This is a genomic window from uncultured Halomonas sp., assembly GCF_947501415.1.
In the GTDB taxonomy this organism is placed as follows: Bacteria; Pseudomonadota; Gammaproteobacteria; order Pseudomonadales; family Halomonadaceae; genus Halomonas.
The window spans coordinates 69,667-92,642 of the sequence record NZ_CANMVL010000014.1 but is presented as its reverse complement, the minus strand read 5'-3'; the positions used below and the strand labels follow the sequence as shown (position 1 = coordinate 92,642).

The following is a 22,976-nucleotide window of genomic DNA, read 5'->3' as shown; positions in this document are numbered from 1 at the left end:
ACGGGCCAGACCATGAATCGTATCGACCAACGCTTCGCCGAACTCAAGTCCCAGGGGCGCCGCGCGCTGATTCCCTTTATCACCGCCGGCGACCCCGGTCCCGAGCACACCGTGGGCTTCATGCATGCCCTGGTGGAGGCGGGGGCCGATGTCATCGAGCTGGGGGTACCGTTCTCCGATCCCATGGCCGACGGGCCGGTGATCCAGAAGGCCTGTGAGCGCGCGCTCAAGCGTGGTGTGCGTCTCTCTCACCTCTTCGAGATCGTGCAGGAGTTTCGCCAGAGCGACACCACGACACCGGTCGTGCTGATGGGCTACCTGAACCCCATGGAGCGTATCGGCCTGGAGGCCTTCGCCGACCAGGCCGCCGCGGCCGGCATCGATGGCGTGCTGACGGTGGACATGCCGCCGGAGGAGGCCGAGGAGCTGGGGCCACTGCTGAAATCTCGCGGCCTCGCCTCGATTTTCCTGGTCGCACCTACCACTTCCGAGGAGCGGGCCGCTACAATATGCGCTCATGGGGAGGGATATCTCTACTACGTCTCCCTCAAGGGCGTTACCGGGTCTGCCATCCTCAATGCGACGGATGTGGCCGACCATCTGGCACCGCTGCGGCGCATGACCGACCTGCCGCTGTGCGTGGGCTTCGGCATCCGTGACGGTGCCTCCGCGGCCGAGGTGGGCAAGGTGGCCGATGGGGTCATCGTCGGCTCGGCACTGGTCAGCCGCATTGCCGAGAATGCCGACACCCCGGAGGCGATTCCCGGCGAGCTCAAGGCGGTGCTCGGCGAGATGCGTCAGGCTCTGGACGCCCTGAGCGCCTAGTGATGACGCCCTGGGCGCTTGAGCAATAAGCGCCTGAGCAATAAGCGCCCGACCAATGAGCGCCTAACCAAGCAGTGGCAACACGAATCGATTCACGCGTCCGGGGGCTTCCCGGGCGCCGACACGAACACGGACCCTTTCTGACATGAGCTGGCTAGACAAGATCGTGCCCTCCATTGGGCGTATCCAGCGCCAAGACCGCCGTGCAAGCGTACCCGACGGGCTGTGGCGCAAGTGTCCCAAGTGCGAGTCGGTGCTTTACCTTCCCGAACTCGAGAAACAGCACAACGTCTGCCCCAAGTGTGATCATCACCTGCGGTTGACCGCCCGCAAGCGCCTCGACTGGTTCCTCGACAAGGAGGGGCGAGAGGAGATCGCCGCGGAGGTTGAGCCAGTCGACCGCCTCAAGTTCCGTGACTCCAAGAAGTACAAGGACCGTCTGACGGCGGCCCAGAAGGAGACCGGCGAGAAGGATGCCCTGATCGCCATGCGCGGTACCCTGGATGGTCTGCCGGTGGTAACCGTGGCCTTTGAGTTCTCCTTTATGGGGGGCTCCATGGGCGCGGTGGTCGGCGAGAAGTTTGTGCGCGCCGCGACCCTGGCCCGGGAGGAGGGGATCCCGCTGATCTGCTTCTCCGCCTCGGGCGGTGCGCGCATGCAGGAGGCGCTGTTTTCGTTGATGCAGATGGCCAAGACGTCGGCGGCGCTGGAGAGGCTCAAGGAGGCCGGGGTACCCTATATCTCGGTGCTGACCGATCCGGTCTTCGGCGGGGTCTCGGCATCTCTGGCCATGCTCGGCGACCTCAACGTGGCCGAACCCAATGCCCTGATCGGCTTCGCCGGTCCGCGCGTCATCGAACAGACGGTACGCGAGAAGCTGCCGGAAGGCTTCCAGCGCAGTGAGTTCCTGCTCGAGCATGGCACCGTGGACATGATCGTTCACCGTCGTGATATCCGCCATCGTCTGGGTCGGGTGCTGCGCAAGCTGACCCATCAGCCCGCCATCGGAGAGCCTGAGCTGGCCGTCAACCCGACTCCCGACCTGGTGCAAGAGGCCGAGCAGGGCGAGTCCCCCGTTGATGCCGAACCGGCGGTCGTCGACGCTCAGGCCGAAGTGCCCGAAACCGGTGCCGAGGACGCCTCGTCAGCGAGTGATGAGGTGCCCGCCGACTCCGCCGACGAGCGGCGCTGACGGCCCATGAACGAGGCGCTGCCCACCACTCTGGACGCCTGGCTGGCGCGTCTCGAGGCTGCCCACCCCGTGGGCATAGACCTTGGCCTCGAGCGCGTTACCGAGGTCGCCCGACGCCTGCATCTACTGGATGGCCCTCTGGCCAGGCGTGTGATCACCGTGGCCGGTACCAATGGCAAGGGGTCCACGGTGGCCATGCTGGAGGCCCTGGCCCACGCCCATGGCCTGACCACGGCGACCTACACCTCCCCCCATCTGGTTCGCTACAACGAGCGACTGCGTCTCGATGGCGAGGAGGCGGATGACGCGACGCTGATCGCGGGGTTCGAGGCGGTGGAGCAGGCACGTCAGGCGGGTGAGCCGATCAGCCTGACCTACTTCGAGGTGGGGACGCTGGGGGCACTATGGGCCATCTCCCGTCGCCCCCCCGATCTTGCCATTCTCGAGGTGGGCCTCGGAGGGCGGCTCGATGCGGTCAATATCGTCGACCCCGATGTGGCGGTGGTGACCACCGTGGCTCAGGATCATGCCGCCTTTCTCGGCACCGATCTCGAGCAGATCGGCCGTGAAAAGGCCGGGATCATGCGTGCCGGACGCCCTGCGGTGCTGGGCAGTCGCACCCTGCCGACCAGTGTGCGCGAGACCGCCGAACGGATCGGTGCCCCTATTCACGCGCTGGGTGAGTCGTTTGTCCGCGAGGGCGAGGGCGAGGGATGGTGCTGGAGGGAAGTGGGGTCAAGGGAAGTGGGGTCAGACCCCAGGGGCTCGGGGTCTGACCCCGCCACCATTCTGAGTGATCTCCCTGACCCTGGTCTTCCCCTGGATAACGCCGCCACCGCGCTACAGGCCCTCAGCCTGGCCGACGTGCCCCTGGAGCCCGATGCATGTCGCCAGGCACTGGCGAGCGTTCGGCTGCCCGGGCGCATGCAGTGGTGGGGCCGGTGGTGCCTGGATGTGGGTCATAACCCGCATGCCGCCAGCTATCTGGCCAAGCGTCTCCAGGCTCGCCCCTGTGGTGGGCGTACCCTGGCGCTGCTGGCGATGCTGGGCGACAAGGATGCCGATGGCGTGATCGCCGCCCTGGCGCCGGTGATAGATGGCTGGGTGCCGGCGAGCCTCGAGGGGCAGCGCGCCCGCAGTGCCGATGAACTGGCCGAACGACTCGCCGCCCAGGGCGAATCCGTGCTGCATCGCGCCATATCTCCCGGCGAGGCCGTGGAGTGGCTGTCGACACGGCTGGGTGACGAGGATCGTGTGCTGGTATGTGGCTCCTTCCTGACGGTAGGGGAGGTGTTGCAGCGGCTGGCGAGTCTCGATCAATCGGTACAGACTGACACGGACCAGAGCTCCAGGGAGGTAGCCCCGTGAAGTATGGTATGCGTGAGCGCCTGAGCGGCGCGGTAATCCTGATCGCCCTGGCGGTTATCTTCGTGCCCATGCTGTTCGATGAGCCGGCCCCGCGTGACGGGCGCCCCGAGCCGTCGATTAGCATCGAGGCGCCCATCGAGGTCGAGCGCCACGATGTGCCCGAGCCCAAACCGCCGGCCAGCCTGTCGGGCGGCGAAACCTCCGGCGAGATTCCAAACCCCACCCCCCGTCTCCTGCCAGACGACGATACGCGCTCATCCCGAATCGCCTCGACAGAGACGTCGGGCCAGAACGGGGCGCCATCCAGCGAACAGGTCTCTGGCGGACAGGTCTCTAGTCAGCAGTCATCTGCCGAGCAGGCCTCCACTCAGGAGCCGGCCGATGCCGCGCCTTCCGTCGATCCCATCGCCGAGCTGGCGCGGGCGGCCGACCAGCGCATGGCCGAGCGCTCCTCATCCTCCAGTCAGTCAGGCAGCGAGTCGGTGGAGCCGACCGTGGCACAGGGGGAGTGGGCCGTTCAGGTTGGCAGCTTCGGCAAGCCATCCAACGTCGAGAGGCTGCTGGCCCAGCTGCGTGACGAGGGCTTCAATGCCTATAGTCGCCCACGGGGCAACGATCTCACGACCGTCTATGTAGGCCCCTTTGCCACCTCGGAGGCCGGTGAGCGAGCGGTCGCCGAGGTCAAGTCGCGGGTCAACCTTCAGGGCCTGCTGGTCCGGGTAAAGGAGTGACATGACCCTGACCTGGCTCGACTGGATCTTTATCGCGCTGCTCGCGGTGACTGGCATCACCGGCCTGCTGCGTGGCCTGGTGCGTGAAGCGCTGGGCCTGGCGGCCTGGGTCGTGGCGCTGCTGGCGGCACGGATGTTCGCACAGCCGGTGGCCGATCTGCTGGCGGGTGTCATCGACAGTCCCGATGGCCGCCTGGTGCTGGCCTTCGTGCTGGTCATCCTCGGTGTTGTCCTGGCCTGCGGCATTATCATTCGCCTGGTGCAGGCCGCCGTGGAGTGGGTCGGCATGGGGCTCGTCAATCGTCTGCTGGGGGCGGCCTTCGGGATGGCCAAGGGAGCCGCCATCCTGGTGCTGGTGACCATCGTGATCGGCCTGACGCCACTGGCCAGGCTCGAGGCCTGGCAGGGCGCGGTGTTGCGCCCCCATCTCGAACAGTTGCGTGAGTGGGCGGTAAGCCACTTCGAGGCCTGGGATGGCCGCATCCCCGAGACGCCGACATCGCTCGATGAGCTCTCCCTGCCGGGTGGTGACGCCACCACGCAGAGAGTCACGACGTCCCCCGAGAGTTAATTTTACCGCGGCGGCCCTCAGGGTCTTCCGCGGTTCTAAAAAGCAGTTACTCATCCAGGACTATTGCAGTTGCACAAAGCAAGGGGCGCTGGGGGTAAGCCGAAGAGGAGGTCCTACGCCATGGATGGCGTCGGTAGCGCCCAGGGAAGGGTTCACAGCGCCTCCTCGCAGGCTTGCCACCAGACCAAGCCCCGAGCTACCTGCGATAGCCTGGCTACCAGTCAAGGCAAGTCCAGGAAAGCGAGGTAAGGTGGAATGTGCGGTATTGTGGGCCTGATGGCCAAGCAGGCGGTGAACCAGGGCATCTATGATGCCCTGACGGTGCTACAGCATCGCGGACAGGACGCCGCCGGCATGATGACCTGGCATGAGGGCCGCTTTCTGTTGCGCAAGAGCAATGGACTGGTACGTGATGTCTTCCATACTCGCCATATGGCGCGTCTGAAGGGCAACCTCGGCATCGGTCATGTGCGCTACCCCACCGCCGGCTCCTCCAGCGAGGCGGAGTCCCAGCCGTTCTACGTGAACTCTCCCTATGGCATCGCGCTCGCTCATAACGGCAACCTGACCAACTCCGAACAGCTCAAGCAGGAGCTGTTTTCCTCCGATCTGCGCCATATCAATACCAGTTCCGACTCCGAGGTGCTGCTCAACGTCTTCGCCCATGAGCTGGGCAAGCAGGGGCTGCATCTGGGGGCGGGTGATGTCTTCGACGCGGTGCGCCGCGTCCACCGGCGCTGTCGGGGTGGCTATGCGGCGGTATCGATCATCAATGGGGTGGGCCTGGTGGCCTTCCGCGACCCCCATGGTATTCGCCCGGTGGTGTTCGGTACCCGTGACGAGGGGGCCGGCCAGGAGGTGATGATCGCCTCCGAGTCGGTGGCACTGGACGTGGGGGGCTTCGAGCTGCAGCGGGACCTGGCCCCGGGCGAGGCGATCTTCGTCGACATGCAGGGCAAGATCTATACCCAGCAGTGCGCGGATGCTCCCCAGCTGACCTCCTGCATCTTCGAGCATGTCTATCTGGCGCGTCCCGACTCTATCCTCGATGGCGCCTATGTCTACGGTACCCGCATGCATATGGGCCGCAAGCTGGGTGATCGCATCCAGAGCGAGTGGCCGGAGCATGATATCGATGTGGTGATCCCGATCCCTGACACCTCCCGCACCTCGGCGCTGGAGCTCGCCCAGCACCTGGGGGTGACCTACCGCGAGGGCTTCATGAAGAATCGCTATATCGGGCGGACCTTCATCATGCCGGGGCAGACCCAGCGGCGTAAGTCGGTGCGACAGAAGCTCAATGCCATCGGCGTAGAGTTCAAGGACAAGAATGTGCTGCTGGTGGATGACTCCATCGTGCGAGGAACCACCTGCAAGCAGATCATCCAGATGGCGCGTGAGGCCGGCGCCCGCAAGGTCTACTTTGCCTCCGCGGCGCCGCCGGTGCGCTATCCCAATGTCTACGGCATCGATATGCCCTCGGCCGGTGAGCTGATCGCCCATGGGCGCAGCGAGGCCGAAGTGGGAGAGCTGATCGGCGCCGATCGCATCTTCTACCAGAACCTGGACGATCTGAAGGCCGCCTGCCGCGAGGCCAACCCGGCCCTGGATGCCTTCGACTGTTCGGTGTTCGATGGCAACTACGTGACCGGTGATATCGACGATGTCTACCTGGCCGCGCTCGAGGCCTCGCGCAACGATGATGCCAAGCAGCAGAGCGCCGGTGACCACGCCCTGGTCGGTACCCACAACCTCGACGATGATATCGACGACTGAGGCTGATCCGCATGCATCACGAACACGATAGCGCCTCCCCCTGGGCGCTGGAGACCCTGGCGATCCGTACCGGCCACGACCGTACCGGCGAGCAGGAACATAGCGAGCCGATATTCCCTACTTCGAGCTTCGTCTATGGCAGCGCCGCCGAGGCGGCGCGCAAGTTCGGAGGCGAGGAGCCCGGCAATATCTACTCACGCTTCACCAACCCCACGGTGCGTACCTTCGAGCGCCGCCTGGCGGCACTGGAGGGGGGGGAGCGCTGCGTGGCGACCAGTTCCGGCATGGCGGCGATCCTCTCCACGGCCCTGGCGCTGCTCTCGGCCGGTGACGAGATCGTTGCCTCACGCTCACTGTTCGGCTCGTCGGTGAGCCTGTTCGACAAGTACCTGGGCAAGCTTGGCATCACCACCCGCTATGTGGAGCTGTCGAACCTCGAGGCCTGGGAGGCGGCGATGACGCCCGCGACCCGGTTGCTGTTCGCCGAGACCCCCTCCAACCCGCTCTCCGAGGTGGTGGATATTGCCGCGCTGGCCGAGATCGCCCATCGTCATGGGGCCCTGCTGGCCATCGACAATTGCTTCCTGACTCCGGCGCTGCAGCGTCCCCTGACCCTGGGGGCCGATCTGGTGATCCACTCCGCCACCAAGTATCTGGATGGACAGGGCAGGGCGGTCGGTGGCGCCGTGGTGGGGCGCGATCAGGAGCTGGAGGAGGTATTCGGTGTGGTGCGGACCTGCGGCCCCTGCCTGAGTCCTTTCAATGCCTGGATCTTCACCAAGGGGCTGGAGACCCTGGAGCTGCGCATGCGGGCCCACTGCCAGAGCGCTCAGCTCCTGGCCGAGTGGCTGGCATCGCACCCGGCGGTAACCCGTGTCCATTACAGTGGCCTCGCCAGTCATGCCCAGCATGCCCTGGCCGCACGCCAGCAGCGAGGATTCGGCGCCGTGCTTGGGTTCGAGGTCGCGGGGGGGCGCGAGGCCGCCTGGTCGGTGATCGATGCGACCCGTCTGCTCTCCATCACCGGCAACCTGGGGGATGTAAAGAGCACCATCACCCATCCCGCCACCACCACTCATGCTCGCCTCAGCGATGCCCAGAAGTCGGCGGCGGGTATCGCCGAGGGGCTGATCCGTGTCGCGGTAGGGCTCGAGGCGGTCGAGGATATTCGTGGCGACCTGGCCCGTGGACTCGACGCCCTGATCTGATTCGGGCTGACACTCCATCATCGCGCCTGGCGCCCGTGCCGTGAGACTCGGCACGGGCGCCGTTGGCTGTGCCGGCCTTGTAATCATCGTTTTAATCGAAAGAAGCATTTGGCTTTATTCAAAAGATTCGAAGGGTGGAATCGGGTAGCCTTTATTCATCGATTACAGGCTTATGGAAATCAGGTCGGGAGGCATCATGTGGCGTAATACCCATCAGGGCTGGGGAGTCGTCAGCATTCTGTTGCACTGGACCCTGGCGGTCGCCATCATCGGGTTGTTCGTTCTTGGTTGGTGGATGACCGGTCTGGGCTACTATGACCCCTGGTATAACCTGGGGCCCTGGTGGCACCGTTCACTGGGCATGCTGGTGCTCTTCGCCACCCTGTTGCGCCTGGTTTGGCGTCTGGTGAATCCCACGCCTCTCGCCCAGGGCCGCCCCCTGGAGCGATTGGCCGCCCATCTCGGGCATGTCGGCCTCTATGTGCTGATGCTGGTGGTGTTGGTCAGTGGTTACCTGATCTCCACCGCCGATGGCAAGGGCATCGCCATATTCGACTGGTTCACGGTGCCGGCGGTGATCAGTGGCCTGCCCAACCAGGCCAGCGCGGCCGGTGAGGTGCACTGGTACGCCGCCCTGGCGCTGATGGTCCTGGCCGCCGGTCACGCCGCCGCAGCCCTCAAGCACCATCTGGTCGATCGCAACCCGGTGCTTCGCCGGATGATCGACCCCCGGCTGGGGCGGCGCTGATCGATTTCGTACGCGAGGAATATTCCTCAACGTGTCTTGTACCAACAGGAGTCAATGTCAATGTTCAAGAAGAGTGTCATTGCCGCCGCGCTGAGCGCTACCGCCGTGATGGGTGTCAGTCAGGCCCAGGCCGCCGACTACGCCATCGACAGCGAAGGGCAGCATGCCTTTATCCAGTTCAAGATCAGCCATCTGGGCTACTCCTATATCCTCGGCAACTTCGAGGAGTTCAGCGGCAGCTTCCAGTACGACCCCGAGAATCTCGAGTCCGCGAGTGCTCAGCTCGAGGTGCAGGTCGCCAGCCTGAATAGCAATCACGCGGAGCGTGACAAGCACATCAAGAGCGATGATTTCCTGAATGTCGGTGAGTATCCCACCGCCACCTTCAACTCCACCGGTTTCGAGCCGAGCGGTGAAGGCGAGGGAGTTCTGACTGGCGAGCTGACCCTGCATGGCGAGACACGGGAGATCGAGATGCCGGTCACCCTGCTGGGTGAGGGTGAGGATCCCTGGGGCGGCTACCGTGCCGGTTTCGAGGGCAGCACCACTCTGGAGCTTGCCGATTATGGCATCGATATGGGTGACTTCCCCGAGCCGATGCATGAGCTCGAGCTCTACGTCACCTTCGAGGGCGTGCGCCAGTAAGCCGCATTTCGCCGTCCTGCGCGAAATAGTCGCGCTAGATAGCTGCGCGAGACATGCCGCGTGGACGCGTGAAAAAGAACCGCCCCCGGCCGAGGCCGGGAGCGGTTCTTGCGTCAAGGGGAAGCGAGTTCCCCCTGCGGGGCAGGCCGCTCGGCCTGCGCTCAGCTACTCCTTCTTCCAGCTATTATCCGCGCGGCGAGTGCAGTACCGCCTCGGGGAAGTGACGCCGCAGGATGCGATTCTGGAACTCATCCACGAAGCGACTGTTGATGATGATGATGAAGCGCTCGAAGGGGCGCGTCTCATCGAGCTGGCGGATGCCATCCACGCTGTGATAGATGCGGTCATCTCGCAGGTGCAGCACTTCGCCAGGGGCCAGGGTGGTACGCGCGATCGGGTGTTGGCCGGCCTTGTCGAGATAGAGATGATTCTCGGCTCCGGTGACATTCTCGCGGTTGACCACCATGATGCTCAGCGCCTTGCAGCCATCGGCATGGATCCCCTGACCCTGCAGGGGATCAACCTGTCCCTTGCCGCGTACGCCGGTGATCTGCATCAGGATGGGCTCGCCCGCCCCGAGGTTCCAGAGTCCTGCCCAGCCGCGGACAAAGGCCTTGACGTCCGGGCGTGAGAGGAACTCGTCGGTCAGCGGCGCATAGTAGCGCAGCTTGTCGGCCATGCTCTCGGCATCGTTGAACGCGCCGCCCTGGGCCATTGGACATTCGCCCAGGCTTGTCACGTCTCCGGATGCTGTCAGGGCCAGCCATGACATGCGCTTCCAGCGCTGGTTGACATAGGGGTCCCGTGGCAGGTCATCAACGAACCCCTGCCAGGCCGCCAGGTCGATCTGCCCGCTGATATCGGCCTGGCTCCAGTCCTGCTGGGCAAGCGACTCATGCACCGCACGGGACCAGTAGTCTGCCTGCGCGGGGAGAGGGTGTGTACCGGTGACGTGGCTGGGCTTGAGGATGTCATGTTTCATGTTGTTTCTCCTGAGATGTTTGGCTCTATGGCCAGAAATGCCGGTCATGCTGCCGGCGGACGTGAATCGCCGCGGGTCGTGCGCACTCTCTCGAGTGGCGCAGCCCCCGCGACGAGCGGGCAGTGTAAGTTCGTACGTCTGTGGCCGGCGAAACTGGCATTGGGCAGGAGAGTGGGGATGAGATATTCTGTCCCGGTGTAGCAGATCTCTTACACGACCTCCCTTGATATTCGAATCAGGGTCGATACAGCGACGAGAGCCGGAATGAGTGGATTCCAATCACGCCTCAAGCACTGGCTGAGACGCCGGCTAGCACCTCGTCACCACCAGGGCTCTCGTTTGGCAGACGAGGTCGCGGCCTCGGTGGATGAAGCCAGGCGGGTCCGCCGGCAGTACCTGGAGAGCGAGCAGCGCTTTCGTGCCCTGCTTGAGAGCCTTCCCAAGGTGGCGGTGCAGGGCTATGACCGGCATCGACGAGTGATCTACTGGAACGAGGCCAGCACTCATCTGTATGGCTATACCGCCGAGGAAGCCTTCGGGCGGACGCTGGAGGAGCTGATCATTCCCGAGGTCATGCGTGATGACGTGATCGCGGCCCATCGTGCCTGGGTCGAGCAGGGGCAGGAGATTCCCGCCGATGAGCTGGAGCTTCGCCACAGCAGCGGTGAGCTGGTGCCGGTCTTCTCGCACCATGTGATGCTCAATGAGCACACCGATGAGCCGCTGATGTTCTGTGTCGATGTGGATCTGTCGGAGCAGAAGCAGGCCCACCGTGAGCTGGACTTCGCCAGACGCTTCGATCGCCTGACCCATTTGCCCAACCGCGAATACTTCGAGGAGCAGCTGTTCGCGGCGGTGAAGGACGCCCAGGTGCAAGGCACGCTGGTGGTGGTGGTCTATCTCGATGTCGACCGGTTCGTGGAGGTCAACGACACCCTGGGCTACCAGGAGGGCGACCGGTTGCTGCGGCAGCTGGCCACCCGGCTCGGCCAACGGCTGCGTTGCACGGATCTGATGTCGCGCGCCTCCGGCGACGAATTCCTGCTGGCTTTCTCCGGAATTAACCGCGAGGAGGATATCCCGCGGCTGGTGCTCAAGGTTCAGCAGGTACTGCGCACCCCCTTTGCGCTGGAGGAGGCGTCGCGCAAGCTGACCGCCTGCCTGGGGGTGAGTGTCTTCCCCGCCAATGGCGAAAGTGCCACCGAGCTGATCCACAGTGCCGATGTGGCCAAGAACCTCGCCAAGCTGAAGGGGCGCGGAGAGGTGGTCTACTTCGACCAGCGCCTTCACGATGAACTGCTCTACCAGCACCGCCTCTCCGACCGGCTCGAGCAGGCCGTGGAGGGAGGCGAGCTGATGCTGCACTACCAGCCTCAGGTGTCGGCGGCGAGCGGTCGGCTCGAGAACCTCGAGGCGCTGTTGCGCTGGTACCCCGCCGATGGGCCGCCGGTATCACCGGCCGAGTTCATTCCTCTGGCGGAGCGTTCCGGCTTGATTCACCGGATCGGTGACTGGGTCATGGAGGAGGCTTGTCGTCAACGTGCGGCATGGCGTAAGGCTGGCCTGGAGGTGGGGCGCATCGATATCAATTTCTCCGGCAGCCAGATGAACAGCCCGGATCTGTTCGCGCGGCTGGATGAGTGTCTCGAGCGCTTCTCCCTTGGCCCTCGGGACATAGGCCTGGAGCTGACGGAGAATGTGCTGATCGACGCCGATCAGCGCGTTCTCGATGGGTTGCAGCGGCTCCATCACCGTGGCTTTCGTATCGCCATCGATGACTTCGGCACCGGCTACTCATCGCTCAGCTATCTCAAGCGTTTTCCGGTGACGGCGCTGAAGATCGATCGTGCCTTCGTGCGTGATGCTCCGACCCAGCCCGAGGATCGTGCCATCATGGAGGCCACCGTTTTCATCGGTCATCGGCTGGGCCTCGAGGTGGTCGCCGAGGGGGTCGAGGATCTCGAGCAGCTGACCCTGATCCGCGAGATGCGCTGCGACCTGGTGCAGGGTTTCTATTTCTTCGCGCCGATGGCGGCAGGGGAGATAGAGCGCCTGGTGATCGGCATGTCCGCCTCTCCCTCGGGCCTTTCCAGCTGAGGGGCGAGCCATTCTGGCGTAGAATCCCGCCCCCCCCCATCCATCGATCCGGAGCCCGTGTGACTCGAACCGACCCTTCCATATCTTCTGACGCTTTTGGCTTTAATGACTCGCTCGGCGTGACCCTGTGGCGCCAGACCTGGCCCATGGCCATCGGTGTGCTCTCGCTGCTGGGCTTCCAGCTGGTCGACAGTGCCTTTATCGCGCGGCTGGGCACCGCTCCACTGGCGGCCCAGTCCTTCACCTTCCCGCTCAGCTTCTTGATCATCGGTGTTCAGGTGGGCATGGGGATCGCCATCGCCGCTCAGATCTCTCGCTCCCTCGGCGCCGGCGACGCCGCCCGTGCACGACGCCTGGGGAGCCTGGTGCTGGTGGTCGGCACGGTGGTCATCGGGCTGCTGGCGCTGGCTCTGTGGGCCCTTCAGGCGCCGATATTCCTGCGGTTGGGAGCCGATGCCTCGACGCTCGAGCTGATTCGCGACTACTGGGCGCCTCAGCTGCTGGCCGCCTGGCTGGGGGCGGCCATCTATTTCGGGTATAGCCTGTTTCGAGCCCATGGCAATACGCGCCTGCCCGGCAGCATGATGGTGATGACCAGCCTGGTGAACCTGCTCCTTGATCCCTTGCTGATCTTTGGCATCGGCTCCTGGGAGGGGCTGGGGTTGCCGGGTGCCGCCTGGGCCACGGTGATCGCCTTCGGCACCGGCCTGCTGGTGCTGGGGTGGCAGGTTGGCCGCACGGACTGGCTGAGCCGGGAGGGGCTTCTCGAGGAGCTGCGCGTATCGGCGCGGCCCTTCGCCGGCATCGCCGGGCCGGCCATGATCAGCCAGCTGATGCCGCCACTGGCGGCGATGCTGGCGATCGCCGTGGTGGCGAGCCAGGGGGAGGCTCAGGTGGCCGCCTGGGGGCTGGCCAGCCGTCTGGAGACACTGTCGTTGATGGTGGTGCTGGCCATGACCATGTCGCTGCCGCCCTGGCTGGGGCGTTGCTATGGTGCCGGAGACTGGTGCCAGATACACCGTTTGATGCGCCTGGCGCTGCGGGTCATCGTTGTCTGGCAGCTGGCGCTTGGCCTGCTGATGGCCGCGGCCGCCCCCTGGGTGGCGCTGGCACTGTCCGGCAACCCCGAGGTGCGCGATGATCTGGCGCTGCTGATCCGCTTCCTGCTGCCCAGCTATGCGGCCCTTGGCATCTGCATGATCGTGGTCTCGGCGGGCAATGCCCTGGGCTGGCCGCTGCGTGCCATGCTGATGTCGGGGGCGCGGCTGTTCATCTTCTACCTTCCCTGCCTGGCGCTGGGGGCCTGGCTGGGTGGGTTCCTTGGGCTTGCCGCCGGGGCTGCCATCGGCAATCTGATGGCGGGCTTCGCCGCCTGGTGCGTGTTACGACGCATCCTGGCCAGCCCCCGGCGGCGCCCACGGGCGGCGTGAGCCTCATGCGTGGTGAACGTCATACATGATGGATTTCCTGGCCGCCATCCGAGAAGCCGGGCGGGGTGTTGGCGCTGACGATCACGCACTCCTCCTCGCCCAGGTTGCGGAAGCGGTGGGGGAGGCGGGACTCGAAATAGTAGCCGTCGCCCGCCGCGAGAACCCTGCTCTCGCCATTGACGGTGATCTCGATCTCGCCCGAGACGATAACGCCTCCCTCTTCACCTTCGTGCTCCAGCATCTCCTCCCCAGTATCGGCCCCCGGGGGGTAGCGCTCATGGATGATCGAGAGCTGTCGCTCGGGTCGGCGTGCCGCGACCAGACGGAATGACAGGTGGCCGTCGCCGATCTCGGTAAGCTCCTCGGCGCGGTAGAACATCTGGGTGGCACCTGGCTCATCGCCGGCGAAGAAGGTGCTGATCGATACCGGCAGGGCGTCTAGTATTTTCTTCAGTGAACTGACCGAGGGGCTGACGCTGTTCTGCTCGATCAATGAGATGGTGCTGTTGGTCACGCCGGCGCGCTTGGCCAGTTCACGTTGCGAGAGGCCATTTGCCAGTCGTATCTGGCGAAGGCGTCCGCCCACGTCGAATCCGCTTTCCGCTTGCATGAGGCATCCTGTCAAGAAAACTGCACATATGATAGCGGTTATCGCCTTCGTCGATAAGGGCCGTCCGACGATGCTGGCCCTGGCGCAGTGAGGTGCTTTTGATGCCCGTCAAGACAATGACTTGCGCCACGCTTCGACATGGCGTCCGGGTCCGGGGTCAGGCATCATGGTGGATGGATAAGGAGGCCTTCGATGACCCCGTTACACGACCTTACCGGATTGATCCTGGCCGGTGGCCAGGGACGCCGCATGGGTGGCGTCGACAAGGGATTGGTGCCATTCGCCGGTCGTCCGCTGGTCGCCCATGTACGCGATCGCCTGGCGGGCCGGGTGGCCGAGCTGCTGGTCAATGCCAACCGCAGCCTTGCTGATTATGACGACTTTGCCGACCGCGTTATCGAAGACGCCGAGGATGGCTATCAGGGGCCATTGATGGGCATCTACAGCGGCCTGCGGGCGGCGCGTACCCCCTGGCTGCTGGTGGTGCCCTGCGATACCCCGAGACTGCCCGATGATCTGGTGAGCCGCCTGGTGACCGGTATCGGCAAGGCCGATATCGCCGTGGCCGGCGATGGCCAGCGCCTGCACCCCGTGGTGGCCCTGATGCGCACGTCACTGGCCGATGACCTGGCCGCGGCATTGGCTGCCGGCGAGCGCAAGATCGACCGCTGGTATGCTCGCCATGACTGGGTACAGGTGGATTTCGCCGAGGGGGAAGACGCTTTCGCCAATCTGAATACTCAAGAGGAAAAGCGCCGCCTGGAGTTGGCGCTTGCCGAGGAGCCGGCCAAGCGATGAGTGAGCCTGTTGACACCCTTACCCTGGACGAACATCTGCCGCTGCTCGGCATCGCCGCCTGGAGTGGTACCGGCAAGACCACCCTGCTCGAGGCGCTGCTGCCACGCCTACGTGAGCTGGGGCTGCGCGTGGCGGTGGTCAAGCACGCGCATCACACCTTCGATGTCGACCAGCCCGGCAAGGATAGTCACCGACTGCGCCAGGCCGGTGCCAGCCCGATGCTGGTGGCCTCCAGGGAGCGACTGGCGCTGATGATGGAAACCCCGAATCAGGAGGAGGCGGATCTTCAAGCGCTGCTCGCCATGGTGGCAACCCAGCGCCCCGACCTGGTGCTGGTGGAGGGCTTCAAGGCCTGGCCGCTGCCCAAGCTGGAGCTGCATCGACCGACCCTGGGCAAACCCCTGCGGGTGGCCGAGGATCCCTGGGTGCGTGCCGTGGCCACAGATGCCCCGCTGGTGTTGCCCGAGGGGGTCGAGCGGCTCGACCTCAACGATCTTCCCGCCCTAACCGAGTGGATCGCCGCCTGGCCGGCGCGCTGGCCCGCCGAGCGTCAGCCGCGCTTGATGGGGGAGGTAACGTCGTCATGACCCTTTCCTGCTTCGAGTTGGGCGAGCGTATGCTGGCCGTGGAGGAGGCCCGTGAAGCAGTTGTGGCCCTGGTTTCGGGACCGCTGCCCGCCGAGCGGGTGGCGCTCGCGTCACTGCGTGGTCGGGTGCTGGCCGAGCCGCTGATGGCCCTCATCGATGTGCCCCAGAACACCAACGCCGCAATGGATGGCGTGGCCTTGGCCTGGCGGCCGGAGGCACTGCCCTCCAGCGGCTTTCGACGGGTCGCCGAGGTGCTTGCGGGACACTCGCTCGAGCGGCCTCTCGCGCCCGGCGAGTGTGCCGGGATCACCACCGGCGCGCCGCTGCCGCCCGGTGCCGATACCGTGATCATGCGCGAGCAGTTGAGTGTCGACACCGACATCGATGGCGAGGTACGCGTCCGGGTCGAGCTCCCCGATCGCGTGCGCCGTGGCCAGAACGTGCGCCAGGCCGGCGAGGACATTCCCCGAGGCGCACAAGCGTTGGCGGCCGGAACTCGCGTGGGGGCCGCCGAGCTGGGACTGATCGCCTCCCTGGGATTCGGCGAGGCGAGGGTGGTGCGTCGGCCGCGGGTCGCGGTGTTCTCCACCGGTGACGAGGTGATGGCGCCTGGTGAGGCACTGCCGAGCGCTGGGATCTTCGATGCCAACCGCTTTGCCCTGATGGCGCTGGTGGAGGAGCATGGTGGCGAGGTGCTCGACCTGGGGATTCTCCCCGACACTCGTGATGCCATTGCCGACGGGCTGTCGCGTGCCGCACGCGACGCCGACCTGGTGCTCTCAAGCGGTGGTGTCTCGGTCGGGGATGCCGACCATACCCGGGCGGCGCTGCTCGAGCAGGGCGAGCTGGGCTTCTGGAAGATTGCCATTCGGCCCGGACGCCCGCTGGCCTGCGGTCGCCTGGGCCCGCGTGGCGTGCCCTTTCTGGGGTTGCCGGGCAATCCCGTGGCCAGCATGGTGACCTTCCTGCAGTTCGCCGCGCCGTTGCTGGCGCGGCTGCAGGGGCGTGACGATGCCTGCCCGCCGCGGCTGATGGCGGTTGCCGAGCAGTCGCTGAGGAGCCGCGAGGGGCGTGTCGACTACCTGCGTGGCCACTACGCCAGTGCCAGCGATGGCCGTCTGATGGTGAGTGATATCGGTGCCCAGGGGTCCGGTATCCTCTCCTCCATGGTGCGAGCCAACTGCCTGATCGAAATAGACGAAGCCCGCGGCAGTGTGGCCGCGGGTGAAAGCGTCACCATTCAACCCCTGTTCCGACTTCCATGAGGTGTCGACCCATGTCTTTGACTCATCTCAACGCGCGCGGCGAGGCCCATATGGTCGATGTTGGCGACAAGCCGGAGAGTCGCCGCGAAGCCACGGCCTCGGGACACATTCGCATGCGCCCCGAGACCTTGGCGCTGCTCGCCGATGGCGGACTCCCCAAGGGGGATGTGCTGGCCACGGCACGCATCGCCGGGATTCAGGCGGCCAAGCGTACCCATGAACTGATCCCGCTGTGCCACGCCCTGGGGCTGTCGAAGGTGGCGGTCGACTTCCACCTTGACGAGGCTGAGAGCTGCGTCACCGTGACGGCCACCTGCCGTCTCAACGGCCGCACCGGCGTGGAGATGGAGGCACTCACCGCGGTATCGGTGGCCTGCCTGACGCTCTACGACATGTGCAAGGCGGTAGACAAGTCGATGGAGATCGGTGCCATCCAGCTCGATACCAAGCGCGGCGGTAAGTCCGGCGACTACCGGCGTGATGCCTTCGCGCCGCGGCCGGCTCCCATTGTTACCGGCGAGGGACAGGCCGGCGAGGTCAGTCTCGGAAGCCGCTGTGATGTCGCCACGCCGTGCATCCGCGTCAAGTGTCTGGCCGAGCTGCGCGAGCGCCTCGGCGTGGGCGAGGTTGCCGTGGAGCTGGATAGCCTGGAAAGCTTCGATGTTGCCGGTCTCAAGGCGGCCCTCAAGGCGCTCGATCCGCGCTTCTCGCGGCTCGATGAGGGGCGGGTGCTGTGCGCCGTCAACCAGGTAATGGCCTCGGACACCACGCCGGTGACCAACGAGGATGAGGTCGCCTTCTTCCCACCGGTTACCGGAGGCTGAACCATGATTCGAGTACAGGAGGCCCCCTTCGATGCCGGCACCGAGCAGCAGACGCTGTTGGCCGGGCGAACCGATATCGGGGCCGTGGTCAGCTTTACCGGCCTGGTACGTGACTTCAATGAGCACCCCGAGGTGTCGGCACTGACCCTGGAGCACTATCCCGGGATGACCGAGTCGGCACTGGAGGCGATTGTCGAGGAAGCGCGTGGGCGCTGGTCCCTGGATGCGGTCACGGTGATTCACCGGGTTGGACGCCTGGCCCCGGGAGACCCTATCGTGTTGGTAGTTGTCGCCAGTGCCCACCGCCGTGCCGCTTTCGAGGCCTGTGACTTCATCATGGATTACCTCAAGACGCGGGCCCCCTTCTGGAAGAAGGAACACTCCGGCGACGGTGACTACTGGGTATCGGAGCGGGATTCCGATCACTTGGATGCCCGCCGTTGGGAAGCTTGAATCGGGAGATTGCACCATGACCACTCTGCCCCGCGAATTGATCGACGACTTTGGCCGGCGCGTCAACTACGTGCGCATTTCGGTCACCGATCGCTGTGACTTTCGCTGTGTCTACTGCATGAGCGAGGAAATGACCTTCCTGCCTCGCGCCCAGGTGCTTACCCTGGAAGAGCTGGCGATGGTGGCGCGTGCCTTTGTCGAGCTGGGTGTGGAGAAGATACGCTTGACCGGGGGAGAGCCGCTGGTCAGACGCGATATCGGCTCTCTGGTCGAGCAGGTCGGCGAGCTGCCGGGGCTCAATGACTTCGCCATGACCACCAATGGGGCCAGCCTGCGCAAGCATGCCAGGCAGCTTCGCGAAGGGGGCCTGAAGCGGCTCAATATCAGTCTCGACTCCCTGGACCCCGAACGTTTCCGTCGCCTGACACGCACCGGAGATCTCGAGCGGGTCATCGATGGCATTCATGCCGCTCGCGAGGCGGGGTTTGAGCGCATCAAGCTCAACGCGGTCATCCTCAAGGGTCGCAACGATGACGAGGTGCTCGACCTGGTCGAGTTCGCTCGCCACGAGAAACTCGATATCAGCTTTATCGAGGAGATGCCGCTGGGCGATGTCTCCGACCACAGCCGTGCCGAGACCTTCTGCTCCAGTGACGAGGTGCAGGAGATCATCGAGAGCCGTTATCCGTTGATTCCGACCACCGAGTCGACCCCCGGGCCGTCACGCTACTTCCGCATGGGTGACAGTGATTCGCGGATCGGTTTCATCTCGCCCCATAGCCACAACTTCTGCTCGACCTGCAACCGTGTCCGGGTGACGGTAGAAGGGCGGCTGCTGCTGTGTCTCGGCAATGAACACTCGGTCGATCTGCGCCGCGTGCTGCGCTCCCACCCCGGCGACATGGATGCCCTCAAGCATGCCATCGTCGCGGCCATGCCACTCAAGCCCGAGCGTCATCACTTCACTACCGATGGTGATGTGCAGGTGGTTCGCTTCATGAACATGACTGGAGGTTGAGGTTCCAGCGAGCGTTTTGACGTTGCCTGCACTTCCTTTAGCGGCGCCCTCGGGCGCCGCTTTTTAAAGATATTATCCGCCGATGAGCGTCGGGTTTTTCTGTCCAGGACGATAGAAATGCTATCGATTTTTCTTGCAACTTTTCCTGCAACTTTTCTTGCCAAGCGGTGGCGACTGCATATACTTTTCACTGCGTAAGGTAACGTTACCGTCTCATTAATTCGGCTCAGGAGGGACTGATGTCCAGCGAAACCCTGGAACGCATCGCTCGAAACAAGAACGTGGCACGCGCCGCGGCACGTCAGCTCAGCATGGAGCAGCTGCACAAGCTCGCCGAGGTGATCGAGGAGGTCATCGAACAGAAAAAGGGTGAGGAGCAGCAGCGTCAGCAGGAGGAGGCCGAGAAGGAGCGCAAGCGTTCCGAGATCCTCGAGGCGATCAACGAGGCGGGGCTTTCCGTGGATGATCTGGTGGTGGAGCCACCGCGTCGCAAGCGGGGACGTCCGCCCAAGAGTGCCAGCAAGGAGTAAGTCATCCCGGGAGGAATCGACCGGGCTGATGGGTTCCCGTCAGCGGGAGTAACGAAGCCGCTCTTGATGAGCGGCTTTCCTATTCATATCAGGGGGAGGTACTACTCCGACTGGCTGGCCGTCGGCGTCTCCATGGCGAGAATCTGCAGGTGAATTTCGGGCAGGCGTCGTAGACGGTCGGCAAACCAGCCCATCAGGCGTGGTTGCAGGGCCAGGCGCAGGTCGGCCAGTGTTTCGACTCGTAGTGAGTTTAGGACATCATCGAGCCATTCACACAGGTCGGTCTCGTCGAAGGCCTGGCTTTCGCTGGCATCGAGCATCAGCCGTCCGATGCGTGTCCAGCCGCCCTCGTCGGTGGCGGCTACCGATAGCGCAAGATAGAGGCTGCCATGGCGGCTCTCCCTTCCTTGCTGGCCACCCAGCCCGGGGAGCGGTGCCACGGCATTCTGATCGACGATGCAGGGGGGCTGCGGGTAACGGCTCTCCAGGGTGAGGCCATCGGCATCGAAGCGGATCATGTCTCCGTTCAGGGGCGACAGCGGCGCCTGGATACCGAGCGCCTCGGCAAGCTCGCGGTGAGCCTGTTGATGGCGGGGTTCGCCATGAACCGGCAGTAGATGGCGGGGTTTCACCCAGCCATAGAGGGTGCGCAGCTCCTCCTGGGCGGGGTGGCCCGAGGCATGCAGCTCGGGGTGGTTGAATTCATCGAGTACCTCGACGCCTAGCTGACGCAGCCCTCTCTTGAGGCGTTCGATCAGCAGCTCGTTGCCGGGAATCGCCTTGGCCGAGAAGATCACGCTGTCGCCGGAGCCCAGCTCCAGGGAGCGATGTCGGCCCCTGGCCAGTCGCTGCAGGGCGGCGCGTGGCTCCCCCTGGCTGCCGGTGGCGATCACCAGTACCTCCTCGGGGGGCAGGTAGCCGAGATCGCTGGTGGGCACCAGGGGCGGGAAGTCATCCAGATAGCCGAGTCCCCGAGCGATGGCCACCATGCGCTCCATAGAGCGCCCCATCAGGCTAACCCGGCGACCACAGCGTTCGGCGGCACGGCCGATGGCGAGCACCCGAGCCAGGTTGCTGGCGAAGCAGGTCACCACCACGCGGCCCCTGCAGCGGGCGATGGTGTGATCCAGCGCCTTGGCCACCTCGCCTTCGCTGCGTGACTCGCCGGGCAGCGGGGCGTTGGTGGAGTCGCCGACCACCAGGTCCACCGGGGCCAGGGCGCGGAAGGTGGCCGGTGATATCGGGGCGCCGAGCAGCGGGTCGGGGTCCAGCTTCCAGTCACCCGTGTGAAGCACGCGATGCTCGCCGGCGGCGATCAGCAGCGAGCAGCTCTCGGGAATCGAGTGGGGCACCGGCAGGAAGCGCAGGGTAAAGGGTCCGGTCTCCATGGCCTCGCCGGGCTCGATCACCTGGATGGCGTCGCTGGCGAGCCCTCGTTCATGGAACTTGGCACGCAGCAGGCCGGCCGCCAGCGGGGTGGCGTAGATGGGGCAGCCCCATTTCGGCCACAGCCAGGCCGCGGCGCCGATATGGTCCTCGTGGCCATGGGTGATGATCAGCGCTCTGGGCGCGATGCCGAGCGTTTCCAGGCTGGCCAGGTTGGGCACCTGAAGTGGCGAGTCGGGAAGGTCCTGGCGAATCATCATGCCGCAGTCCACCGCGATCCAGGCCGCATCCTGGCCTTCCCCATGACCGTAGAGGCTGAGGTTCATGCCGATTTCGCCACAGCCGCCCAGCGGCAGAAAGCGCAGGGGAGGGCGGCGGCGAGGGCGGATCTGGACTCGAGACTTGAGCATCACGAAGGAGGCTTCCTGGTATATGACAGTTTCACTATACGGGAAGGCCCCCGGAGGTCACAACGCGCCCCCCGGATACAGGCGTCAGCTCGAGCCGTCCAGCGACACCTGGTTGGCGAGCACCTTGCGCAGGAAGTTGCGGGTGCGCGGGTCCCGGGGAGCACCGAAGAGCTGGTCGGGTGGTCCCTGCTCGACGATGCGCCCTCCTTCCATGAAGATCACCCGGTCCGCCACGTCCCGGGCAAAGCTCATCTCGTGGGTGACCACCAGCATGGTCTGGCGCTCTGTGGCCAACTGCTTCATCAAGCCGAGGACTTCCTCGACCCACTCCGGGTCCAGCGATGAGGTCGGCTCGTCGAAGAGTATTACCTCGGCCTGGGCCGCCATGGCGCGGCCGATGCCGACACGCTGTTGTTGGCCACCGGACAGCGAGGCGGGATAGGCGTCGGCCTTGTCGGCCAGCCCGATGCGCTCCAGGATCTCCCTGCCGCGCGCCAAGGCCTTCTCCTTCGGCCAGCGGTTGACCACGATCAGCCCTTCGGCAATGTTCTGAAGCGCCGTCTTGTTGGCAAACAGCGCATAGTTCTGGAACACGAAGGCGGTTCGCCGGCGTGCCGTGAGGATATCGGCACGGCTGGCCCGGGTGACATCGACATCGAGGTCCCCGATGGTCAGCCGGCCGGCATCCGGCCTCTCGAGGAAGTTGAGGCAGCGCAGCAGCGTCGACTTGCCGGTTCCCGAGGGGCCGATGACCACGATGATCTCGCCCTGTTCGATGGCCAGGTCGATGCCGTCGAGCACGGCGACTCCACCGAAGCGCTTGATGAGTCCCTCTACCTTGATCATCGCCGATATGCCTCGTTGAGCCGGGTCTCCAGGCGCCGCTGAAACCAGGCCAGCAGCTCGACGATGACCCAGTAGAAGAGTGCCACGGTGATAAAGGCCTCGAAGTAGAGGAAGCTGCCGGCGGCCTCCTTCTGGGTGGCGCCCATCAGCTCGGTCACCCCAAGCGTAAACGCCAGGGAGGTGGCCTTGATCATGTCGATGAAGTAGTTCATCAGCGTGGGCACCGCGACGCGGGTCGCCTGAGGCAGCACGATGCGTCGCATCAGCTGGCCATTGGTCATGCCAATGGAGAGTGCCGCTTCGGTCTGGCTGCGATCGACCCCGACGATGGCGGCGCGGATCGACTCCGCCATATAGGCCGAGAAGTGCAGGGTCAGGCCCATGATGGTGGCGGTAATGCCATTGATCTGGGTCAGGAAGGCCAGCAGCTGGGGCAGGCCGTAGTAGAACAGGAACAGCTGCACCAGCAGCGGTGTGCCGCGAAAGAAGGAGATGAACAGCAGGGTAGCGGCGTTGAGCCCCGGGATCCGCAATACGCGGATCACGGCGAGGCCACAGGCGAGCACCAGGGCCAGCGCCATGCCTGCGGCTGCCATCTGCAGGGTCAGCGGCAGATAGCGCAGCAGGACGGGGACCAGCCCCAGCATGTAGTCGAGATCGAGTACGGGCATGGGGG

General features: G+C 64.9%; 23 protein-coding genes. 18 read left to right on the top strand and 5 right to left on the bottom strand.

The annotated features are described in order from the left end of the window. The first annotated feature begins 12 nt into the window (after positions 1-12). From trpA to Q0894_RS11475, 9 genes are all read left to right on the top strand, one after another. Positions 13-825: a tryptophan synthase subunit alpha gene (gene trpA, locus Q0894_RS11515; RefSeq protein ID WP_299235428.1), complete on the top strand. Its 813-nt coding sequence runs from the start codon at positions 13-15 to the stop codon at positions 823-825. A 145-nt stretch (positions 826-970) separates the two neighbouring features. Next, complete coding sequence (gene accD / locus Q0894_RS11510; RefSeq protein WP_299235425.1) at positions 971-2,017, top strand: acetyl-CoA carboxylase, carboxyltransferase subunit beta; 1,047 nt, start codon at positions 971-973, stop codon at positions 2,015-2,017. A 6-nt stretch (positions 2,018-2,023) separates the two neighbouring features. Then, a complete protein-coding gene (gene folC / locus Q0894_RS11505) occupies positions 2,024-3,385 on the top strand; it encodes a bifunctional tetrahydrofolate synthase/dihydrofolate synthase (protein WP_299235422.1) in 1,362 nt (453 codons plus the stop codon). Further along, positions 3,382-4,116, top strand: a complete 735-nt coding sequence (locus Q0894_RS11500; protein WP_299235419.1) for an SPOR domain-containing protein — start codon at positions 3,382-3,384, stop codon at positions 4,114-4,116. Before folC ends, Q0894_RS11500 begins: the two co-directional genes overlap by 4 nt. Before the next feature lies 1 nt (position 4,117). Beyond that, the gene (locus tag Q0894_RS11495; protein ID WP_299235417.1) at positions 4,118-4,687 is read left to right on the top strand and encodes a CvpA family protein; all 570 of its coding nucleotides are present in this window, start codon (positions 4,118-4,120) and stop codon (positions 4,685-4,687) included. Between the two features lie 255 nt (positions 4,688-4,942). Then, positions 4,943-6,463, top strand: a complete 1,521-nt coding sequence (purF, locus tag Q0894_RS11490; RefSeq protein WP_299235414.1) for an amidophosphoribosyltransferase — start codon at positions 4,943-4,945, stop codon at positions 6,461-6,463. 11 nt (positions 6,464-6,474) lie between these two features. Next, complete coding sequence (locus tag Q0894_RS11485) at positions 6,475-7,671, top strand: O-succinylhomoserine sulfhydrylase (RefSeq protein WP_299235411.1); 1,197 nt, start codon at positions 6,475-6,477, stop codon at positions 7,669-7,671. 196 nt (positions 7,672-7,867) lie between these two features. After that, the gene (locus Q0894_RS11480) at positions 7,868-8,419 is read left to right on the top strand and encodes a cytochrome b (RefSeq protein ID WP_299235408.1); all 552 of its coding nucleotides are present in this window, start codon (positions 7,868-7,870) and stop codon (positions 8,417-8,419) included. Between the two features lie 60 nt (positions 8,420-8,479). Next, entirely contained in the window at positions 8,480-9,064 is a 585-nt protein-coding gene (locus Q0894_RS11475; RefSeq protein WP_299235406.1) for a YceI family protein, read from the top strand. Between the two features lie 184 nt (positions 9,065-9,248). Here the strand turns inward: Q0894_RS11475 and Q0894_RS11470 are convergent, their stop codons facing one another. After that, the gene (locus Q0894_RS11470; protein WP_299235403.1) at positions 9,249-10,046 is read right to left on the bottom strand and encodes a 2OG-Fe dioxygenase family protein; all 798 of its coding nucleotides are present in this window, start codon (positions 10,044-10,046) and stop codon (positions 9,249-9,251) included. A 264-nt stretch (positions 10,047-10,310) separates the two neighbouring features. Between Q0894_RS11470 and Q0894_RS11465 the strand changes: the two genes are divergently transcribed. Together Q0894_RS11465 and Q0894_RS11460 are read left to right on the top strand one after the other, a co-directional pair. Further along, entirely contained in the window at positions 10,311-12,143 is a 1,833-nt protein-coding gene (locus Q0894_RS11465; protein WP_299235400.1) for a GGDEF domain-containing phosphodiesterase, read from the top strand. A gap of 146 nt (positions 12,144-12,289) precedes the next feature. Beyond that, entirely contained in the window at positions 12,290-13,573 is a 1,284-nt protein-coding gene (locus tag Q0894_RS11460; protein ID WP_299235455.1) for an MATE family efflux transporter, read from the top strand. A 19-nt stretch (positions 13,574-13,592) separates the two neighbouring features. Here Q0894_RS11460 and Q0894_RS11455 read toward each other — a convergent pair whose 3' ends face one another. Beyond that, positions 13,593-14,183 carry a cupin domain-containing protein gene (locus Q0894_RS11455; RefSeq protein WP_299235397.1) on the bottom strand — a complete coding sequence of 197 codons (591 nt, stop codon included), beginning with the start codon at positions 14,181-14,183 and terminating at the stop codon, positions 13,593-13,595. A gap of 192 nt (positions 14,184-14,375) precedes the next feature. Here Q0894_RS11455 and mobA point away from each other — a divergent pair, with 192 nt between their 5' ends. The 7 genes from mobA to Q0894_RS11420 all read left to right on the top strand — a co-directional run bounded on the left by mobA (position 14,376) and on the right by Q0894_RS11420 (position 19,658). Beyond that, positions 14,376-14,981, top strand: coding sequence for a molybdenum cofactor guanylyltransferase MobA (gene mobA / locus Q0894_RS11450; protein WP_299235394.1), 606 nt, complete (start codon positions 14,376-14,378; stop codon positions 14,979-14,981). After that, positions 14,978-15,568, top strand: coding sequence for a molybdopterin-guanine dinucleotide biosynthesis protein B (gene mobB, locus Q0894_RS11445; RefSeq protein WP_299235391.1), 591 nt, complete (start codon positions 14,978-14,980; stop codon positions 15,566-15,568). The genes mobA and mobB overlap by 4 nt, the downstream gene beginning before the upstream one ends. Further along, a complete protein-coding gene (gene glp / locus Q0894_RS11440) occupies positions 15,565-16,833 on the top strand; it encodes a gephyrin-like molybdotransferase Glp (RefSeq protein ID WP_299235388.1) in 1,269 nt (422 codons plus the stop codon). The genes mobB and glp overlap by 4 nt, the downstream gene beginning before the upstream one ends. 11 nt (positions 16,834-16,844) lie before the next feature. Then, on the top strand, positions 16,845-17,657 hold the full coding sequence (moaC, locus tag Q0894_RS11435) for a cyclic pyranopterin monophosphate synthase MoaC (RefSeq protein WP_299235386.1): 813 nt from the start codon (positions 16,845-16,847) through the stop codon (positions 17,655-17,657). A 3-nt stretch (positions 17,658-17,660) separates the two neighbouring features. Continuing rightward, positions 17,661-18,110 carry a molybdopterin synthase catalytic subunit MoaE gene (moaE, locus tag Q0894_RS11430; RefSeq protein WP_299235383.1) on the top strand — a complete coding sequence of 150 codons (450 nt, stop codon included), beginning with the start codon at positions 17,661-17,663 and terminating at the stop codon, positions 18,108-18,110. A gap of 25 nt (positions 18,111-18,135) precedes the next feature. Next, a complete protein-coding gene (gene moaA, locus Q0894_RS11425) occupies positions 18,136-19,128 on the top strand; it encodes a GTP 3',8-cyclase MoaA (protein WP_299235452.1) in 993 nt (330 codons plus the stop codon). 239 nt (positions 19,129-19,367) lie between these two features. Then, a complete protein-coding gene (locus Q0894_RS11420) occupies positions 19,368-19,658 on the top strand; it encodes a hypothetical protein (protein ID WP_299235381.1) in 291 nt (96 codons plus the stop codon). A 101-nt stretch (positions 19,659-19,759) separates the two neighbouring features. On the opposite strand, the gene Q0894_RS11415 is transcribed toward Q0894_RS11420, so the two are convergent. The 3 genes from Q0894_RS11415 to Q0894_RS11405 all read right to left on the bottom strand — a co-directional run bounded on the left by Q0894_RS11415 (position 19,760) and on the right by Q0894_RS11405 (position 22,971). Next, positions 19,760-21,370, bottom strand: a complete 1,611-nt coding sequence (locus Q0894_RS11415; RefSeq protein WP_299235449.1) for a ribonuclease J — start codon at positions 21,368-21,370, stop codon at positions 19,760-19,762. A 168-nt stretch (positions 21,371-21,538) separates the two neighbouring features. Further along, positions 21,539-22,300: an amino acid ABC transporter ATP-binding protein gene (locus tag Q0894_RS11410; RefSeq protein WP_132042577.1), complete on the bottom strand. Its 762-nt coding sequence runs from the start codon at positions 22,298-22,300 to the stop codon at positions 21,539-21,541. Next, positions 22,297-22,971: an amino acid ABC transporter permease gene (locus tag Q0894_RS11405; protein WP_132042579.1), complete on the bottom strand. Its 675-nt coding sequence runs from the start codon at positions 22,969-22,971 to the stop codon at positions 22,297-22,299. Before Q0894_RS11405 ends, Q0894_RS11410 begins: the two co-directional genes overlap by 4 nt. Positions 22,972-22,976: the final 5 nt, after the last annotated feature.

Coding starts and splice junctions, on each gene's coding strand:
- accD (WP_299235425.1), top strand. CDS start 971: ATGAGCTGGCTAGACAAGATCGTGCCCTCCATTGGGCGTATCCAGCGC.
- Q0894_RS11465 (WP_299235400.1), top strand. CDS start 10,311: ATGAGTGGATTCCAATCACGCCTCAAGCACTGGCTGAGACGCCGGCTA.
- mobB (WP_299235391.1), top strand. CDS start 14,978: ATGAGTGAGCCTGTTGACACCCTTACCCTGGACGAACATCTGCCGCTG.
- Q0894_RS11475 (WP_299235406.1), top strand. CDS start 8,480: ATGTTCAAGAAGAGTGTCATTGCCGCCGCGCTGAGCGCTACCGCCGTG.
- Q0894_RS11460 (WP_299235455.1), top strand. CDS start 12,290: ATGGCCATCGGTGTGCTCTCGCTGCTGGGCTTCCAGCTGGTCGACAGT.
- moaE (WP_299235383.1), top strand. CDS start 17,661: ATGATTCGAGTACAGGAGGCCCCCTTCGATGCCGGCACCGAGCAGCAG.
- trpA (WP_299235428.1), top strand. CDS start 13: ATGAATCGTATCGACCAACGCTTCGCCGAACTCAAGTCCCAGGGGCGC.
- Q0894_RS11405 (WP_132042579.1), bottom strand. CDS start 22,971: ATGCCCGTACTCGATCTCGACTACATGCTGGGGCTGGTCCCCGTCCTG.
- Q0894_RS11480 (WP_299235408.1), top strand. CDS start 7,868: ATGTGGCGTAATACCCATCAGGGCTGGGGAGTCGTCAGCATTCTGTTG.
- glp (WP_299235388.1), top strand. CDS start 15,565: ATGACCCTTTCCTGCTTCGAGTTGGGCGAGCGTATGCTGGCCGTGGAG.
- Q0894_RS11415 (WP_299235449.1), bottom strand. CDS start 21,370: ATGAACCTCAGCCTCTACGGTCATGGGGAAGGCCAGGATGCGGCCTGG.
- Q0894_RS11420 (WP_299235381.1), top strand. CDS start 19,368: ATGTCCAGCGAAACCCTGGAACGCATCGCTCGAAACAAGAACGTGGCA.
- Q0894_RS11410 (WP_132042577.1), bottom strand. CDS start 22,300: ATGATCAAGGTAGAGGGACTCATCAAGCGCTTCGGTGGAGTCGCCGTG.
- moaC (WP_299235386.1), top strand. CDS start 16,845: ATGTCTTTGACTCATCTCAACGCGCGCGGCGAGGCCCATATGGTCGAT.
- mobA (WP_299235394.1), top strand. CDS start 14,376: ATGACCCCGTTACACGACCTTACCGGATTGATCCTGGCCGGTGGCCAG.
- purF (WP_299235414.1), top strand. CDS start 4,943: ATGTGCGGTATTGTGGGCCTGATGGCCAAGCAGGCGGTGAACCAGGGC.
- folC (WP_299235422.1), top strand. CDS start 2,024: ATGAACGAGGCGCTGCCCACCACTCTGGACGCCTGGCTGGCGCGTCTC.
- Q0894_RS11455 (WP_299235397.1), bottom strand. CDS start 14,183: ATGCAAGCGGAAAGCGGATTCGACGTGGGCGGACGCCTTCGCCAGATA.
- Q0894_RS11495 (WP_299235417.1), top strand. CDS start 4,118: ATGACCCTGACCTGGCTCGACTGGATCTTTATCGCGCTGCTCGCGGTG.
- Q0894_RS11470 (WP_299235403.1), bottom strand. CDS start 10,046: ATGAAACATGACATCCTCAAGCCCAGCCACGTCACCGGTACACACCCT.
- Q0894_RS11485 (WP_299235411.1), top strand. CDS start 6,475: ATGCATCACGAACACGATAGCGCCTCCCCCTGGGCGCTGGAGACCCTG.